This window comes from Neobacillus vireti, assembly GCF_036962465.1.
In the GTDB taxonomy this organism is placed as follows: Bacteria; Bacillota; Bacilli; order Bacillales; family Cytobacillaceae; genus Neobacillus; species Neobacillus vireti_B.
The window spans coordinates 171,308-187,254 of the sequence record NZ_JBALNF010000025.1 but is presented as its reverse complement, the minus strand read 5'-3'; the positions used below and the strand labels follow the sequence as shown (position 1 = coordinate 187,254).

The following is a 15,947-nucleotide window of genomic DNA, read 5'->3' as shown; positions in this document are numbered from 1 at the left end:
ACTATATTAAATTAGGTAATACTTGCCGAAGCGACTGTAAAGTTCTGGCCAGTTCTCGCAACAGTACTCGACTTAGGGAATAAAAAAAACCTAAATTGTACACCACACCCCTAAGAGTTTATGGCACTACAATTTAGGTTTTGCCTGCTGATCAGTAACAATCCTAATAAATTAATATTAATTTGTAAACACATAGTAGCACACGCTTTCATTTCCTGTCAACGCTTTCTCCTGAATTTTTTTAAGATCTATTTACCACACGTTCAATATGAATGGTTAGATAGGCCATTTCCTCTTTTGTCAGTTGATGGTTATGTGTTTTTTTTATAAAATCGCGGATTTTCTGTACGCAGGCAAAGGCTTCTTTTTGCTTCTCTTTGACCATCTCATAGAGAAAATCATCTTCGTTGTTGTAAGGAGAATCAGTATATAATCGCTGTGCAAAAAATTTGAGATGGGTAAGAAATCGGAAATAGTTTAATGATTCCTCATCAAGCTCTATTTTGAAATGGTATTTAACGATATTTAAGATATCCTGAATTAATTTTGTCATATTCACGACATTCGGCATCTCTTCGTTTAACTCTGCATTGACAATATGCATGGCAATAAAGCCGGCTTCATCCTGGGGAAGAGTAATCCCAAGCATCTCTTCTATCTTTGTGATGGCCTTTAAACCAACCGCATACTCGTCAGCATATATTCGTTTGATTTCCCAAAGTAATGGATTTGAAATAATTAAACCTTTTTGACTTCTTTCAATCGCAAAGGTGATATGATCCGTTAACGAAACATAGATACTGTCATTTAATTTTTTCCCCAGTCTCTCTTTCGCATAGGAAATAATACGGTCAGAAACATCCATATACTCCATCGGAACATCATACAATAGTGTTTTAAACTTTTCCGAGACATCCTTATTATCTAATTTAAACGTTTTCTCGATCTTTGTTTCGTCCACAAGGTCACCTGGTCTTTTTTGAAACGCAATGCCTCTGCCCATAACAACAAGTTCTTTATTATGGGCATCGATGACACTGATGACATTGTTATTAATTACTTTTGCGATTTTCATGTCAATCACCTCTAAAAAAATAAAAACCCAAAACTAACGATAATGGCATTAGTCTTAGGTTTTGCCTGATTTAACAGTTACAATCCTATAATATTAAAATTAAATTAATAAAATCTTAACATCAATTTAGAAGACAAGCAATAATAAAAGGATGCCAAATAGGAAAATCAGCACTTGTCACTTTTTAGGGAGGAGTTGTTGGATTAATGATTTGGGCTTCCTGCGTATTTTTTCAACCATATATTGAAATCCGTACATAAGGACGGATTTGGCCATAAACAAGATTCCCATTTGATAATGTTTCATTCGAACGAGAGAGATAATACCCATTCTCTTTAATACATACATGCCGGGATAGACAAATAAAAAGTCCGTGACCAAGTTCACAATTAGATAGCGAAAAAAGTTTCCAAATGTAAATTTTAAAATCCAAATCGAACCAATCATAAACGGTCCTAAAAGGAACGGCAATTCCCCCATTGTATTGGGAATTAGTTTTTCATAAAATTTCCACCAGACTCTTTTTTTAGCCATTATGCTTTCTACAGCTATCCAGACCATCATAAAAAAGGCTGCTGGTAAAAAGCGTTTAAAGTTTCTTTTTCCGAGCATTGGTACCGACAGCCATGGTACTAGCATTAACACGAGTAAAAACATTTTATTATATTTCATTTATAGCCATTCCTTTTTTATTTTTAATATGCACAGTACTCAGTGGTATTATTTACTATTTTGGAAAATAATACTACATTGTTATCTCAAAATAATGTCATTGACTCATGTTTATTTTTATAATAATATATTAGTTTGCAAGTATTCTAATTTAACGTGGTTCGAGAACCTCCCACGTAAAAAAACTAAGGAGAAATGAATATGGAAAAATCTGCGCAGTCGGCCAATACAAATGCCACAACAGGCAGAGGGCACAGCAATGTGCAAGGAATCGTCGTAAATGGCATTGTTGCAGCGCTGTATATTGCAGTTTCAGCGTTGATTCAACCGTTTGGGTTTACTCAGGTACAGTTTCGTGTATCGGAAATGTTTAATCACTTAGTTGTTTTTAACAGAAAGTATATTTATGGGATTGTTTTAGGGGTATTTTTGACGAATTTATTTTTCTCGCCAATGAAGGCTTATGATTTAATTTTTGGAGTAGGACAATCGGTGATTGCTTTAGTGATTACGATTTTGTGTTCTCGGTTTATTAACAGAATTTGGGCTAGAATGATCGTCAACACCCTTGTTTTCACGGTCACGATGTTCTTCATAGCGCTTGAACTGCATTTAGCATTTGACTTGCCCTTCCTATTCACATGGCTGACAACCGCTGTTGGTGAATTTGTTGTAATGGCTGTTGGAATGCCAGTCATGTATGTACTCAATAAACGGATCCATTTTGAAAAAATGGTATAACGGTAAACGGAGTGTTGCTGCTTTTTGCGGCAGCTCTTTTTTTTTGATTAGAGATTATTTTATGGTGAAGTAATAAACCATTTTCTAAAATAGGCAGATAGATGGCAAATTAATTTTTGAAAAATTATAATAATGGTGCAAGTCGGTAAATACAATTAGGTGGATAAAGCCTTAAAAATTAATTCTTAAGACTAGAGGGGGAAAATTTGCGATGATTCAACGTCCAAGTGTAAGTGAATTTCCGGAGTATTACCTGCCCTATGTAAATTTGGTTCCAGATGGGGACTTATTGGTAACATTGAAAGAGAATTTGGAGAAATTGGTTTCCTTGGCTGAAGATTTATCCGAGGAAGCTGGACAATCTCGTTATGCTCCAGGGAAGTGGAGCCTCAAAGAAGTTCTTGGTCATATAACTGACACGGAACGGATCATGAGCTATCGTCTGCTGAGAGTGGGCCGCGGCGATCAAACACCACTTGCTGGTTTCAACGAGAATGATTACATAGCTGCATCTAACTTTAATATATTGTCTGTTAAACAAATCATTGAAGACTTCACAGCTGTACGTAAAGCTACCATTACACTCGTCAACAATATGCCAGAAGAAGCTTGGGAGAGAATTGGCGTTGCCAACAATTCCGATATTACAACACGTGCCCTCGCCTACATCATCGCAGGCCACGCACTCCACCACCTCAATATAATAAATGAACGGTACTTATAGTAATATTGGTGTCAGGCACCATTATTACTATTGCGAACATCTGTTCCTTGTTTTATAATTAAAATATTGGTAAGAATAGGAATTGTGTTGTTTCACTTATCTTTGTTCATGCCAATGTTGTTTCCTGTTAGATGGAAAGTGAAGTCCACTAATTAATCAAGGAGCTGATTTATGATGTCATTACGTTTGATTCCCTATTTAGTAATGAATGGTAATGCAAAAGAAGCAATTGAATTTTACCAAAATGCCTTAGATGCTCAGGTTCTATTCAGCCAATCATTCGGTGAAATGCCAGAGAACCCTGAATTTCCATTGCCAGCTGAGGCAAAGGATCGTGTTAGTCATGCAACCATTAAAATTGGTGAAACAGACCTTATGCTGTCTGATACCTTCCCTGGCCAACCACATCAGAGCGGAAATCAGGTTACCATCTGTATATCCACAAATGATGCTGATCAGGCGCATAGGTTCTTTGATGCATTAAAGGAAGGCGGACAAGTGGGTATGCCGCTGCAAGAAACCTTCTTTAGCCCAGCATACGGCAGTGTTACGGATAAGTTCGGTGTTTCTTTTCAAGTTTTCACTGAAGGCAGATAACCTTTTGATACTTCCCTATACGGATATCCAGCATAAGGTTACTATACATAGAAGGAGAGCAACAAAAATCGGCTTCGCATGCAACCTTATGCAGCGAAGCCGTTTTTTTGTTTTTATCCCTTGGTCATTCAAAAATCAGTAAATTACTAATAGGTTTATAAGTTAACCTTTGCCTCCACACCATAATGGTCAGATACCACCATTTTATTGTAATTGTTAAAGATTACTTTTGAAAAATCTACTTGTACTGGTTGATTCGTTAAGATTAAATCAATACGAAGGTCTTGCTTATTATTGCTCCAGCCGGCGATTTTTCCTTTAACGGTAATTCCTTCATCCTTTTTCTTTGCTTGAGTGTATGTATCATAAAGACCATGACTTAACAAATACTCGTACCCTTCTTCCTTAAGAGAAACATCATTGTTGAAATCCCCCATTAGGAAGAAATGTTCATCCCAATTCATTTTCTTGAACATCTTGTCAGCCTGTGCCTTAAAAGGTTCCACTTCATCATGCCACCAGCCCATATGACAAGAATAAAAGGTATAAGGTATGTCCTTGTACTTAATCGTTGCTCCGATAATTCTTCTTGTTTTCCAGTTTACTGCATAATCCTCACTTTGAGATACAAAAAAAGAGTGGTGCCGAATGATTGGATGTTTGGTTAAGATAGCTACCCCTTCTTCGTAGGTACCATTTTTGATATAGTGCGTCAAATCCCATACCATCGAGTATTCGTCATTGCCACGCTTTTTAAGTTCTAGTAACAAAATGTAGACGTAATTATTCTTCTTTACTTTCCCATCCACATTCTCTTCACTTCTTGACTGGCTTACCTCCTGCAAGGCAATAACATCATAAGAATTTTCAATAATGGTATCTGCTAAATGTGCGATCTTGTCAAGCTGATGTTCCTCATGCCAAGAATGGCAGTTTAACGTTAAGAGTTTCATAATCACCATACCCCGATGTATTTTAACATAGTGAATATTTTAGCATACAAATTTCATGTTATAAATTAATGAGCCTTCAACATTGGTATAGTGATAATACCATTAATGGTGTCAGGCACCAATTTTTAGCCTAGTTTGGTACGGGCAGCGGCTGGCTGGTATTTTCTCATAGGCCCTTTTTCGAGGACTTCTTGGAGATAGAGGTTGCCTTTCGGGCTTGTTTTCTTAAGCAGATCCAGTAGATATGTAATATCATCGAGCGCTCTATGTGTTTGATAATCTGTGATATCATGTGCCTGTAATAAAGTCAGGAGTTTTCCATTTGGAAATCCATAGTTTTTCCAAGGAATATTTCTCATCGTGCAATACCACTTTAGTTCATTGACTTCAGGATACATATGGTACAAAAAGCTGCGGTCAAAAGATGCATTATGAGCAAACACCGTATCGGCACGATGGAAATAAGTTTTAATTTTCACATCATAGAAGCTTTTCCCTTTTACTAATTCATAAGGAATTCCATGGACACGAAAGGCAGTATCATAATTGTTCCGGGCAGTCCTTGAAAGGGGCTCACGTAAAAAAGAATCTTCCTCGATTATTTCGATGATTTCTCCCGTTTCCCTCCGGTAAGTGAATAACTTAAGAGCAAGTTCAATTACTTCGTCTTTTGTCGGTCCCAAGCCGGTTGTTTCAACATCCAATATTAACCCATATTGTTCCGATCTTTGCATACTGATCATTCCTTAAAGTAAAGTTATCCCCATTATATCAAAGCTCTAACAATTAAAACATTACCATTGTTTGGCATGTAATTATGATACTAATTGCTGCTCTCCATTCCCTTAAGAAATGCTTGAATAATGATGTTCAGACTATCATCCAAATCCAACTTCATTTTAAAACCACCCTTTTGCTCTAAAGCAGCGAAACCATGTAAAATACTGCGTAATCCTCTAACAGTGTGTAAAGCCTGCTCTCCCTGCAAATGATAGCTTTGCAGGACACGGACCGAAAGGTCAACAATTTTCCCTCCGGCCTCTTGTACCTCCTCGTCTTCCGGGTTTGGAGCAAGTAAGGTGGCATCATAAATCCCGGGATGTTTTCGGGCAAAATTAACATAAGCCTTACTCATAGCAAGAACCGCTTCCGTTCCCGCAGCCCCATTAGCGGCAGCTGCCAATTCCTCATATAATTGGTCGATACCATGAATAGCAAGTTTTTTTCGTAATCCAGGAAGTCCATCAAAATGGTTATACAATGAAGGGGGGCGAATTCCTAATTTCTTCGCAAGGTTTGCGAGAGTAACCTCAGACATTCCTTGGTGATCGGCAATTTCCCCCGCTGTATCTAGAATGGCAGACAATTCAAGTCCGACTTTCGGTCTTGGTGACATGATGTTTCTTCTCCTTTATCCGATTTTCCGTTGAAATTCTTCCACTGCTTTTTCCATCACCGCACTAGGATTCTCTACCATTTCCCCGTGGCCAACCGCCAGCAGCTTTGGTTGATAGCTAAGCAATTTCTTGGCACTCGCTAAAGCCGTTTTCTTACTCCAAGTACCGAAAGCAGGGAATGGAAACCAGGGCTTTATATCCCCAGCAACCGCGATACCGCCTCTTGTTTGAAAGGCATCGCCGGCAATTAAGGCTTGAGTCCGCAAATCGAAGAATGACATCGATCCAGGTGTATGACCCGGTGTCTCAATAGCTGTTAATGAGCCAACTAAATCCCCTTCCTTAAGTAAAATATTAGCCCGAGTTTTTAAGCCTTTCGGAACTCCCCCTTTTATCGGCGTTTGATCTTCATGGTGATCAAGTGAACGATCATTATTCATTAGTCTGTAGTCACGGGATGAGATATAAACAGGTACTTCTGGGTTTGCCAATTTAATTGCATCAAGTGCACCCACATGGTCTTCGTGAGCGTGTGTTAGTACAATCTTAGTAATGGGTTTTCCGATTCGCTCAGCAGCCTGTAATATTCCCTTTGCACAAAATCCTAGGGCCGCATCGATTAACGTTAACCCATCCTCTTCCTCCACCAAATAGCAATTAACCGGAAAAAAACGTGCCATAAATGTGACTTGATAAACATATCCTTTTTTTAATAGTCTCATTTAACTCATCCCCCTAAAACTAATATCATTAGTTTTATTTTAACTAATACCATTAATTTTATCAAGTGCTAATTCCAGTTTTTTGAAATAAAAAAAAGCAGCCCTTCTCAAATTGAGATGAGCTGCTTATCTTATTTCTCCAGACATGGTGTAGACTTCTAAAAGCTATTATCCTCATTAAGTTCTTGATGGTTTACATACCAATTTGTAAGCTGTGTAAGAATAGCATAAACAAAAAAGAAATTCATTGCCCAGACATTAATAAAAGGAGCAATGCCTCCGTATTCAATCGTTTCATAGCCTTTTAATTTCATTACGATCATTGATTCGATAAAAATAAGTACAAAACCAATGACACCTGCAACTGCTGCTTTTACCATTGAGCAATCCCTCCATTTTTCTGTCCGCTATGCTTATTTCTATTTATACACTACTAATATTGAATTTTCGACAATTTTGTGAACACTGATAATTCTATTATATGGCATTTTTTAATAAACACAACTACCCAAAGGTAAAAAAGGTGCCTGACACCCAAAGGGTGTCAGGCACTTTTTTTACCTTGTTAACCGTGTTTGTTTTTAAGGCTTTTTTATCTTTGGCCTGGTTGATAAGTGCCATGGCCATGGTGATATCCCTGGCCTGGATAATAGGTTCCATGACCATGGTGGTAGCCGTAGCCTGGATAATAGCCTCCATGGCCATGATGATAACCATGTCCCGGATAATAACCGCCATGACCATGATGATATCCATGACCTGGATACCCTACTGGCGTAGGATAATAACCACCATGACCGTGATGATAACCCTGACCTGGATAATAGCCTCCATGGCCATGATGATATGTTTGACCAGGAACCCCAAATTGTCTTTCCTCCATTCAATTCCCTCCTTTAATCTTGCTGTAAACAGTGTATGTCTATACTTTGAAATCGGAATAGATAAATGCCCATAACTGAGCTAGAGATGTTAAAGTTAAGCTAATGAAAACTTGGTAAGGAGGGAAAATGATTGATAGCCAATTTCCATGATTTTGACCATTCTTTTTTTATGCGGGAGGCTTTAAAGGAAGCGGAGGAAGCTGGGAAAAGAGGTGACCGTCCAATTGGGTCCGTGATTGTCCACAATGGCCTAATTATTGCTAGAGGTTCCAATAGAATTAACACAATGGATAGTGAGCTGGCACATGCTGAAATAAACGCAATGAATCAATGCGCTGCCTTTTTACGGAAACATGCCGGTGAATGTATTCTCTATACGACGGTCGAACCCTGCATGATGTGTTTATCCACAATTGTAATGGCAAATATCCGACAAGTTGTTTTTTCAATTAATGATAAGTATATGGAGATGGATCAATTTATTGAGAATGTCCCCTATATCAAGAAACGATTGCACCAATATGTTGGCGGTACTTTAGCGGAAGAATCTAAACTATTATTAAAGAGCTATTCTCCGTTTATGGCCGAGGTCGTTTTAAATGGTCAAAAACCATCCTAGACAGTAAAAATCTTCACAACTTCCACATAAGTTCTGCATAACTTCTTCATATGTTTTTCTTATGATTAAGGTAACTTATTTAGGAAATAGTTCGATGAACTCATTTCTTAAAACTTCCCATAATTTGATTGGTGAACCCACCAGTCTATTTTTTTGTCTTCAGAACCTAATCTTCACAACTTCCACATAACTTCCCCGTATTTTCTACACAAGTTTTCACTATTATAAGAGTAACTTAATTAGGAAATAAGTTCGAAGGAGCTCATTTCTTAAAACTTCCCATTTTGGATTGGTGCCGGCACCAATCTATTTTTTTTGTCCTAACATAAAAATAGCAGCTGGTGCCTGTCACCATTTCTACTATCCTCACATACAAAAAGCCAGCCACCACAATATGTGATGCCTGGCCCTTTGTTTCTATTATTTTAGTAAACTCCTACTTGGTTCCAAGCAGAGGCAACCGCGTTGTATTGGGTGCTGCCTGTGCCGTATAGGTCTGCAGCGGCGGCAAGCAGTGAGGCCCGTGCATCGCTGAAGTTACTTTGCGGATTTAGATATACGGTAAGCGCACGATAGTAAATTTTTTCCGCAACAGATGTTCCCAAGCTGGAAATCGTTAAATAAGCAGCTTTATTAGGGATCCCACTATTCGTATGCACTCCGCCATTATCAGAAGTAGTGTTGACAAAGTTGCTCATATTGTCAGGCTGTCCATAAAGAGTTGGATTGGATAAACTGCGGAGCGCATCGCCTGATTTACTTGGTGTGTAAACATCTTCACCGATTAAATAATCTCCCTTGTCTAGGAATACCCCAAACGTATCGGAGATCGACTCATTCAAGGCCCCCGATTGATTCAAATAATCCAACCCTGCCGTTCTTTCCGTAACAGCATGTGTTAATTCATGGGCAACAACATCCAGAGCACCAGACAAAGCTCTAAAGGTTACACCGTCACCATCGCCATATACCATTTGTGAACCATTCCAGAAGGCATTATTGTAATTGCGGCTGTAGTGTACCGAAGAACGAATCGTTGCGCCATTGTTATCAAAACTATTACGATTAAACGTATTTTTGTAATAATCGTAGACTTTACCGGCATAGTAGTTAGCATCGACATCAGCGCCTTGGGAAACTGCATTGAATTGATTATCGGCATCCACTGAGTAATTTCCCGGTAATACGGTTCGGCTTTGTGCAGTTCTTGTTTCAATTACTCCTGACATCGGCTTTGTTACATCATATAAATAATAAGTGCTGTTTGAATAATAGGTATTCAGCGTTTTATAGTCCCCTAATACGCCATATCCCGATCCTGTTGTAGCACCATCCGCAACAGCATTATATGAATCTAGCACATTCCCATTTACAGCATCAACATATACTACCCAGTTAGCCCCATATGGCTGGATGAATTGCAGGTTAGTTTTATAGGCCAGATAGAAGTCATTTTCTTTTTTATAAACGACCAATTCCGCCTTTTCCACGGTATCTTCAAATTTCGTACCGGTTGGTCCTGCCTCGGCATTGGTTAATGTTTCCTCTTTTGTTAAATGAATAGATTTCCAAGCTTTGTCGAGTGCAGCGTCCTTAGTCAGCTGAGCTTTCAGGTTCCCCTTGAAATAGTTGGATGCGGCTGGAAATACATCTCCATTAATCGCTGTAATAATACCATTTTTATCGGTGTGCACTTTGAATTTGGCCCCATCCACCGGAATACCTTGCACAGATTGAACAAAATTATAATGCTTGCTGCCGAGCTCGTCGGTCTGAACATCCAGCAATGTTAAATCTTTATCGGCATCCAATTGATATAGCGACTTATTATCTTTTAAAAATTGCTTTACGGATGCTTGATCTTTATAGACCTTAGTAGATAATTTACCATGGACGAAGGAGGGAACGGTTTGCCCTTTTTTCCACGTTACCTTTGCATCCTTGCCAAACTGACTCGCATCCTTAGAAGCAGTAACATTATACGGAGTAGTGTTGGCCGCAGCTGTTATCGGCAATACTGACCCAACCGTTAAACCTAATGCTAGCATGATAGATGTTCTCTTCTTCATCGTTTCCCAGCCTCCTAATTATATATGTTTTTTGGGGTGCAAAAACATCATATCACGGTAATATCGACCGCATAATTGGGAAAAAAGTGATCAGAAACAAGCTAATCAACTGTCATTTCTTGAAATTCTATTAAAAATCCTTGAACTGATATTTGCTAACGTTGGGAAAATTAATATAATTCATAGATTCCATTAATGAATCCTTCAAATTTTCTTCGATTCTCTTTCTTTTTTAAAAAAAAGCCTCCACTTTTACTAATGAGTTAGAATAGGTATACTCTAAAAAAACACACTTAACCTCTATTTCCTCCTCGATAAAATGAACCTTTCCATGCTTTTATTAATCAAAAGATTCCCAGCCAAAAAGACAGCGATGCAAATAATGATAGACCAAAAGCCCAAACGGCTTAAATAAATATTTCCAATAAAAATAATGAACAGCAGCCATCCACATTTAAGAAACCAATAGAGGAAGTACATGAATTACACCCTTTCGTTGATCATCTATCTATATATACTCTAGAAATGCTTAAAATTTCAATTAACTTCCCCTATTGATATTTTCATTTCTATTTTCATATAATAATGTATCTGATATATCTAACATAGCAACCAAGCTATAAATAAAACGCGTAAGTATCATTTTAATTACATTTTTCCAATTAACCCTCCGATTCTGTATTAAAATAACAATTAACTGAAAAAATAGCATTATAAATAGAGGGGTAGATTTGTTTGGTACTTATTCGCCTGTTTAAGGCTCTTATACATAAAAAATCATTTATCTACCTACTGATTGCGCTGATTCCATCAGTGGCAGTGAGTATGGCCCTAGCCCAGCACCATGTGAGAGTGGTGAACAGTGAATATAAACTTAGGGCACAAGCATATGCCAACTTTCATGCCTTGAATATGGAGAAGTTTGTCGGGGAGACAGTCGGGCGTTTAGAAATGCTCTCCACATCCATTAATGTTCAGCAGAACAATTTAAAGAACATGGATAGAATACTCCGTGAAACCAAAGAAAAAGATCCGCGTTTTTCTGGTTTCTATTGGGCTAATACAAGTGGTGACATTATTTTAAGTACTAATAAAATCACAACCCGGGTCAATGTTATGGACCAGACCTACTTCCAGCATGCCATTCATTCTGAGCAAACCAGTATATCGGACCCCCATTTTGGAAGGGAAACAGGCAGATATATTATATCTATTGCAACTCCAATTGTAGAAAATCGCACGGTAAAGGGTGTATTCGTTGCTAGTTTGCGAATGGATGAAATAAAAAAAGAAATAACTAGGTTAGTAAATGGCGAAAAAATTATCATTAAAAATGGAACCGGCAAAGCCATCATACAATCTGGTCCCGTTACAAACCAATTTACTGTGAAATCCGTTGTTAAGGTTTCAAGGGTACCATGGACCATAACGGCTTTTGTGAATCCTCATAAAAAGAAAGTATTTTGGGATAGTTTTTTAGATAATTTCATTATTTCGTTATTTATAATGAGTATATTATTTTTATTGGCCAACTATCTCCTTTTAAAAAGGAAGATTCAAAAAGAACAGGAACAAGCAGAGCTCCATAAACTCGAGCTAATTGGAAAACTGGCAGCCAGTACAGCCCATGAAATAAGAAATCCACTCACTGGGATAAAGGGCTTGGTAAAACTTTTAAGTGAAGAAAACCAGGACTGAAAGGCACAAACTTATTTTAAGGTCATCCAATCAGAGATCGACCGAATTAATTCGATTGTTAGCGAACTTCTAATCCTCGGCAAACCAACTGCTTACACCCTTAAAATCTGTAACGCAAATGAAATTGTTTCTGAAATAGCACCGATTATGACCTCAGAGGCAAATTATGCAAACGTGGAATTAACCTTCCATTACCATCCGGAAGAACTGCCAGTATCTTGTGTGAAAGACCAATTAAAGCAAGTCATCCTTAACCTAATGAAAAATGCCTTACAGGCCATGCCATTTGGCGGCAATTTATCCATTTATTTAGATAAACAATCTGATAGGTGCCGGATTACGGTAACCGATAATGGTATTGGTATGGAGGAGGAACAAATCTCACAAGCATTTAATCCATTCTACACTTTAAAAAAAGACGGTTCAGGTCTTGGATTAACGGTCTGTAAGCGGATCATTGATTCCTACGGCGGCGAAATTAAAATAAAAAGTAACCTAGACCAAGGGACACAAGTTGAAATATTGCTGCCTTTAGTTGCACAATCCTAGTTTCTTTTAACACAAACGTTTGCTTTTACCCATGTAAAACAACGCTCATCCCAGAAGATGAGCGTTGTTATGATTAAAACTACTGTGGTCTTTCGATTTCAAAAATCTCACCGATTTTCGCATAATTGTTACCCGCTAACCGGCTTACCGCAGCTAAGCCTTCAGGATTGATTCTTCCATTTTGGTAAAGGTTGCTTTCTATATGAAATTGAACAATTCTACCGATGATAAGGTCACATCCCGGGGAATCTGCCCCGCCTAATTCTAAGGATTGCTCTAATGTGCACTCCATTCGGACTTTAGCTTCGTTAACCCCCGGCGTGGAAATCTTTTCGCTTTTTACAGGAGTTAATTGTGCTAATTCAATTTCACTTTGATTGGGAGGGAGGCTGGCGGCTGTTTTATTGATTGGTTCCACATTTTGTTCATCTACAATATGCACAACAAATTCTTTAGAGCCGATAATATTTCTCGCTGTATCCTTTTGCATCCCGCCTGAGCGTTGAATCGCTAAAGATATCATTGGAGGGTTGGCTGAAACAATATTAAAATAACTAAACGGTGCACCGTTCAAAACACCCTCGTTTGACATGGATGTCACGAAAGCAATCGGTCTTGGTATAATACTGCCGATTAGAAATTTATAATTTTCTCTTTCGGTATTTTGCGATGGGTCTATAGAGATCAGCATGAAGTCCTCTCCTTGCTAAATGGTCTAGTGTAAATTTAATATAACCTATTAAAACAGTATTCCCCAATTTTTTGCCGTTTGAAATTATTAATTAAAACAAAAAAGCCACCTAATGGCAGCTAGGTACTCATATTCTTAACTGACACTACTTACTTTATTTCGGCCGCGATGCTTTGACTGGTATAGCCCCTCATCAACACGGCTTAATAACGAATCAATCGTGTCATCCGGCAAGGACTCTGTAACGCCAAAGCTTGCTGTTAATTTTCCTACTATGTGGAAATCATGCTGGGCAACCGTCTCTCGTAATACTTCTGCAAGGTTAATAGCCCCTTTCCCTGTAACAGTAGGAATGATAATAAACTCCTCGCCGCCCCATCGTCCAAACAATTCTCTAACAACAAGATTCTTTTGAATTAAATCAGCTAACTCAATTAAAATAGCATCTCCAACTTTATGGCCAAACTGATCATTAATTATTTTAAAATGATCAATATCGAAAAAAATTACAGAAAAACTAATATTCATCTCTTTAGAATCTTTTAGTTTTTGTTCAAACCATCCGTCAATTCGATGACGGTTAGCAACCCCTGTTAAAGAATCTAAATAGGCATGCTTTTTAATCAGTTGTGCTTCCGCATATACTTTAAAAATATGCTGAGCATAATAAAGAACAACAACATACACAAAATTAGCAAAATAATACTGACATAACGAATCCAGTGAGTCAGTTGAAAGTCTGTCAAAATAAATAAGACCATCCACTAGTGTAAGAAGAAAGATCAGTATGGAAAAGGGAAGCCCTTTCTTAACTCCTAAAGTTAAGAAAATAAACGCAAGATAAATAGGCATCCATACTATAAAATCTCCTAAGGATCCTCCACTTGTAAGCAAATAATGCGAGACTGTATCAAAAAAAGTAGCGATATGGTAAATCGTAATTAAAGCTAAACAAGAATACTCAGCAAACTTAATCCAGCGCCTAATGATTAATAAAATCCAGCAAAAAAACAGCCAAATCGTCAGGGCGTTATTAATGATAAAACTCATTTTATTTTCAATAGGACTATTTTGCATAACAGTATTTAGTATTAGAGCGGTTACAATTAACGGCACAATCCAAAGATAGATCCCTCTTTTTAGATCGGCCAGTGAGTCATACTGTTTTTTCATCAAATAATCATCTCCCTAACTAATCAATAATGATTAGTCCAGCCAAGAGTTCTTATAAACGGATATCTGCTTGTCCTTATTCCTTATATTTACAGTCTGTACATCCTTATTTTATATGAATTACAACAGTTTTGATATAGCATTTATCTCATTTATACTGGAGTATTTTGTCTAATTCATGAGAATTTAATGTCCATTAATTTCTTCTGTCTCCGTTAACAAAATTTTTGCTTTTAAAAATTTACCCTTTATCAGATTTATGCATAACAGCTGAATGTATAGCAGAATCTATATTATATTTGATTGGAATTTTTAGGAGGTACTATGGAACTCAAACCAACAGCGGGAGAGATTTCGAATTTATGGCAGTTTATTATCGCCAATCAAGCCCACCTTTGTTTATTAACCTATTGGGATTTTCACGCGGAAGACGAAGATTTAAAAAAAATTTTAGATCAATCTAAAAAAACAGCCACGAAAATTGTGGAGGATGGTCTTGCTTTATATACAAAGGCCGGGTTTACTCCGCCGATTGGGTTTAATCTAAATAGTGACGTGAGTCCAGAGGTCCCTCGGCTAATGTCTGATAAACTAATCCTTTTTATTCTCCATGTACTTTCCGAATATGGCATATATGGTTACGGGTTAACCTTGGGAAAAACAGATCATCCGGAGGTTTTGCCTTTTTTTGAAACATGTCTCAAAAATTCAACGGAGCTTTATCGGATGATTACGGAAACAGTTCATAAAAAAGGATATGGACATCAGCCTGTTTATATACCCGAACTAAAACAACCAGAAATGATTGAACATCATTCTTTCGTTTCAGGTTGGTGGGGTGACCAACGGCAGCTTACAGGGATAGAAATTGATAATCTTATTTTCAGCCTGCGCGGTGTAGTCCTCGCCAAAACAATGTTTATGATATTTTCACAAATTGCTAAAGATCCAAAAGTTCAAAAATATTGCCGGAGAGGCAAAAATATAGCTGGAAAAAGGGTAGAAAGATTTCAGTCCTTTAATACAGCGGAAAACCTTCCGTTTCTAGCTACGTTTGAATCTGAGATAACAGGATCGACGATTTCTCCTTTTTCCGACCGTCTGATTATGTTTGAAGCGCTATCGCTCGCTCAAATTGCCATCGCTCGCTATGGAAATGCATTAAGTTTTGTCGTCAGACGAGATTTAAGCAGTTTATTTGGATTCCTAATTGTTGAAACCGGCACCTTTCTAGATGATGGATTGAACCTAATGATTGAATATAAATGGCTGGAACAACCGCCAATGGCTGCAAGTAAAAATTAAGTAAGGTAGAAGCTGCATGCTTACCTGTCTCTTTGAGCAAGCGTCCCTACTATGTTGTACTACTTGTACTCCAACCTA

General features: G+C 37.8%; 18 protein-coding genes and 1 riboswitch. Of the genes, 7 read left to right on the top strand and 11 right to left on the bottom strand.

Annotated elements, in window-relative coordinates; all coding sequences use genetic code 11:
* Positions 1-241: 241 nt before the first annotated feature.
* Entirely contained in the window at positions 242-1,075 is an 834-nt protein-coding gene (gene licT, locus V7077_RS11415; protein ID WP_335501495.1) for a BglG family transcription antiterminator LicT, read from the bottom strand.
* Between the two features lie 177 nt (positions 1,076-1,252).
* Positions 1,253-1,747 (bottom strand): hypothetical protein, encoded by a 495-nt coding sequence (locus V7077_RS11410; protein ID WP_335501493.1) that lies wholly within the window; start codon positions 1,745-1,747, stop codon positions 1,253-1,255.
* A 150-nt stretch (positions 1,748-1,897) separates the two neighbouring features.
* A riboswitch (PreQ1 riboswitch) is annotated at positions 1,898-1,942 on the top strand.
* 6 nt (positions 1,943-1,948) lie between these two features.
* On the opposite strand from V7077_RS11410, the gene V7077_RS11405 reads away from it, so the two are divergent.
* The 3 genes from V7077_RS11405 to V7077_RS11395 all read left to right on the top strand — a co-directional run bounded on the left by V7077_RS11405 (position 1,949) and on the right by V7077_RS11395 (position 3,809).
* A complete protein-coding gene (locus V7077_RS11405) occupies positions 1,949-2,488 on the top strand; it encodes a QueT transporter family protein (RefSeq protein ID WP_335501491.1) in 540 nt (179 codons plus the stop codon).
* A gap of 211 nt (positions 2,489-2,699) precedes the next feature.
* Positions 2,700-3,212, top strand: coding sequence for a DinB family protein (locus V7077_RS11400; RefSeq protein WP_335501489.1), 513 nt, complete (start codon positions 2,700-2,702; stop codon positions 3,210-3,212).
* A 174-nt stretch (positions 3,213-3,386) separates the two neighbouring features.
* Entirely contained in the window at positions 3,387-3,809 is a 423-nt protein-coding gene (locus V7077_RS11395) for a VOC family protein (protein ID WP_335501700.1), read from the top strand.
* A gap of 155 nt (positions 3,810-3,964) precedes the next feature.
* Here the strand turns inward: V7077_RS11395 and V7077_RS11390 are convergent, their stop codons facing one another.
* The 6 genes from V7077_RS11390 to V7077_RS11365 all read right to left on the bottom strand — a co-directional run bounded on the left by V7077_RS11390 (position 3,965) and on the right by V7077_RS11365 (position 7,764).
* Positions 3,965-4,762, bottom strand: a complete 798-nt coding sequence (locus V7077_RS11390; RefSeq protein WP_335501487.1) for an endonuclease/exonuclease/phosphatase family protein — start codon at positions 4,760-4,762, stop codon at positions 3,965-3,967.
* A 125-nt stretch (positions 4,763-4,887) separates the two neighbouring features.
* On the bottom strand, positions 4,888-5,496 hold the full coding sequence (locus tag V7077_RS11385) for an exonuclease domain-containing protein (protein ID WP_335501484.1): 609 nt from the start codon (positions 5,494-5,496) through the stop codon (positions 4,888-4,890).
* Positions 5,497-5,585: 89 nt separating this feature from the next.
* Positions 5,586-6,158, bottom strand: a complete 573-nt coding sequence (locus tag V7077_RS11380) for a TetR/AcrR family transcriptional regulator (RefSeq protein WP_335501483.1) — start codon at positions 6,156-6,158, stop codon at positions 5,586-5,588.
* 15 nt (positions 6,159-6,173) lie between these two features.
* Positions 6,174-6,881, bottom strand: coding sequence for an MBL fold metallo-hydrolase (locus V7077_RS11375; protein WP_335501480.1), 708 nt, complete (start codon positions 6,879-6,881; stop codon positions 6,174-6,176).
* 158 nt (positions 6,882-7,039) lie between these two features.
* The gene (locus V7077_RS11370; RefSeq protein ID WP_335501478.1) at positions 7,040-7,261 is read right to left on the bottom strand and encodes a hypothetical protein; all 222 of its coding nucleotides are present in this window, start codon (positions 7,259-7,261) and stop codon (positions 7,040-7,042) included.
* A gap of 212 nt (positions 7,262-7,473) precedes the next feature.
* A complete protein-coding gene (locus tag V7077_RS11365; protein WP_335501476.1) occupies positions 7,474-7,764 on the bottom strand; it encodes a hypothetical protein in 291 nt (96 codons plus the stop codon).
* 131 nt (positions 7,765-7,895) lie between these two features.
* On the opposite strand from V7077_RS11365, the gene V7077_RS11360 reads away from it, so the two are divergent.
* Complete coding sequence (locus V7077_RS11360; RefSeq protein WP_335501473.1) at positions 7,896-8,384, top strand: nucleoside deaminase; 489 nt, start codon at positions 7,896-7,898, stop codon at positions 8,382-8,384.
* Between the two features lie 425 nt (positions 8,385-8,809).
* Here the strand turns inward: V7077_RS11360 and V7077_RS11355 are convergent, their stop codons facing one another.
* A complete protein-coding gene (locus V7077_RS11355) occupies positions 8,810-10,453 on the bottom strand; it encodes a M4 family metallopeptidase (RefSeq protein WP_335501470.1) in 1,644 nt (547 codons plus the stop codon).
* Positions 10,454-11,188: 735 nt separating this feature from the next.
* On the opposite strand from V7077_RS11355, the gene V7077_RS11350 reads away from it, so the two are divergent.
* A complete protein-coding gene (locus V7077_RS11350) occupies positions 11,189-12,151 on the top strand; it encodes a cache domain-containing protein (RefSeq protein WP_335501467.1) in 963 nt (320 codons plus the stop codon).
* A 147-nt stretch (positions 12,152-12,298) separates the two neighbouring features.
* Positions 12,299-12,700, top strand: coding sequence for a sensor histidine kinase (locus V7077_RS11345; RefSeq protein WP_335501464.1), 402 nt, complete (start codon positions 12,299-12,301; stop codon positions 12,698-12,700).
* Positions 12,701-12,779: 79 nt separating this feature from the next.
* Here V7077_RS11345 and V7077_RS11340 read toward each other — a convergent pair whose 3' ends face one another.
* Together V7077_RS11340 and V7077_RS11335 are read right to left on the bottom strand one after the other, a co-directional pair.
* Positions 12,780-13,388 carry a flavin reductase family protein gene (locus V7077_RS11340; RefSeq protein ID WP_335501698.1) on the bottom strand — a complete coding sequence of 203 codons (609 nt, stop codon included), beginning with the start codon at positions 13,386-13,388 and terminating at the stop codon, positions 12,780-12,782.
* A gap of 138 nt (positions 13,389-13,526) precedes the next feature.
* Complete coding sequence (locus tag V7077_RS11335) at positions 13,527-14,564, bottom strand: GGDEF domain-containing protein (RefSeq protein ID WP_335501462.1); 1,038 nt, start codon at positions 14,562-14,564, stop codon at positions 13,527-13,529.
* Positions 14,565-14,888: 324 nt separating this feature from the next.
* On the opposite strand from V7077_RS11335, the gene V7077_RS11330 reads away from it, so the two are divergent.
* Positions 14,889-15,869, top strand: a complete 981-nt coding sequence (locus V7077_RS11330; RefSeq protein ID WP_335501459.1) for a DUF3231 family protein — start codon at positions 14,889-14,891, stop codon at positions 15,867-15,869.
* The last annotated feature ends 78 nt before the right edge of the window (positions 15,870-15,947 follow it).